At 26.8% G+C, this 1943-nt stretch carries 1 protein-coding gene; it reads left to right on the top strand.

Translation table 11 applies throughout. From position 1 onward, the window contains the following. Positions 1-1943, top strand: a 1943-nt coding sequence (locus AJ885_RS09605) for a motility associated factor glycosyltransferase family protein (protein WP_070281227.1), incomplete at both ends; no start/stop codon positions are given.

The following is a 1943-nucleotide window of genomic DNA, read 5'->3' as shown; positions in this document are numbered from 1 at the left end:
ATGACCTTCACTCCTACCCAAAAAGAGCTCTTTAACAAAAATATTGAAGCTTTAGGTAATATTCTTTTAAAAGAAAGTTTAAAAGAAATCAAGTCTAGTAAATTTGAACTTATCTTAGGTAAAGATAATCTTGATATCAATCTAAAAGATAATTCAGTGGGGGAGTATAATGAAAATTTACTTTATCAAAACCCCATTAAAGAGTTACAAACTATGTTAAACACTTACAATGACAAATACCTACTTTATCCTGTATTGTATTTTTATGGTTTTGGAAATGGAATTTTATTTAAAGCTTTATTACAAAATAAAAATCATCAGCATATCGTTGTTTTTGAAAAAGATATAGAGATCATTTGGGCAATGTTTCATATCTTAGATTTTTCAAATGAATTACAAAATTCAAGATTGATGATTTTAGAAACTAGTTCTTTAGATATAGAATTTTTTTCTAATTTTTGTTCTAACAAACCTTTCTTTCAATTTTCTAGAATTTATTTTTTAGAACTGATGAGTAATTATTATGAAAGATTTCATGAGGATGTTTTGGAGTTAAATAAAAAGCTAGCGCAGCATTTTAAAGATTCTATTATTTCTCATGGTAATGATTCGCTTGATGCCCTTCAAGGCATAGAACAATTTGTTTATAATCTTCCTCAAATGATCACTCATCCTAGTTATACAGAATTACTTTCTAAAAGAAAGAATTTAAGTGATACAGCTATTATTGTTTCTACAGGACCAAGTTTAACCAAACAATTACCTTTATTAAAAAAGTATGCTAATAAAGCTACGATTTTTTGTGCAGATTCTTCTTATCCTATTTTAGCTAAGCATGGTATAAAGCCTGATTATGTTTGTATGCTTGAAAGAAAAGCCATTACAGCAGAATTTTTTAATCATGATTTTGGGGAATTTGATAGGGATGTTTGTTTTATTATCAAATCTGTAGTGCACCCTAATGCTATACACTATCTAAACAAAAAAACCGATAATTTTACCATAGTTTCAACCTATGCAAGCTTTATAGAATATTTAAAATTAGATTATTTTGGATATTTTAACATGGGGTTTAGTGTTGCACATATGGCTTGTTATCTTTCCTTGCATTTAAATCATAAAAAAATCATTTTTATAGGACAAGATTTAGCTTATGCTGAAAATGGCAATTCTCATCCTGATGATTATCAAAACTCAGCAACCTATGAAAGTAAAAAGTATCCACACCTTTACACTCTTGCTTATGGCAAAAAAGGGAAAGTTAAAACTCATCATGTCTGGCTCATGTTTAAGCAAAATTTAGAACAAGATGTACAAAAAATACAAAAATATTTAGATACTAAAATTTACAACTGTACCGAAGGTGGAGCAAGGATAGAAGGAACTATAGAAAAACCTTTTCTTTGGGCTTGTGAAAATTTACTTCATAAAGATTTAGATAAACCTTTTGAAAAATTAGAACCTTTAAGTTTAAATAAACAAAATGAGTTTTTACTTAAGGCTTATTATAAAGTTTATCAAAGTATTAAACATTGTAGAGATTTTAATGATAAATTTATTAAAAGCTATGATAAAATAAAAAACTCTTTTATTGTATTGCAAAATTCTCAAGAAAATGAAACCCTTATCAAAGAGATCATTAAAGATATAGATAAAATCAAAACTCAAATCGATGAACTTTACAATACTCAAAAAGATTTGATACAAATTTTAGGCCCCTTGCTAACTCAATTTGAACTTAATCTTGCTAGAATTTATGTTTTAAATCCTAAAACCAAAGAAGATGTTTTTAATAAAAATATTCTTTGGATAAAAGAACATTTAGAATTTATGGAATTAGTTTATGGACATATCAAAGCACAAGAAAGCGCTTTGATAAAAAATATACTTCCTTTAGAAGAAAAACTTAAAGAAAGAAAATTAGATAAATGGATGGAAAGGGT

This window comes from Campylobacter sp. BCW_6464, assembly GCF_001762775.1.
GTDB lineage: Bacteria > Campylobacterota > Campylobacteria > Campylobacterales > Campylobacteraceae > Campylobacter_D > Campylobacter_D jejuni.
Note: the sequence above shows the minus strand (reverse complement) of the source record. Positions and strands in the feature narration are given on the sequence as shown.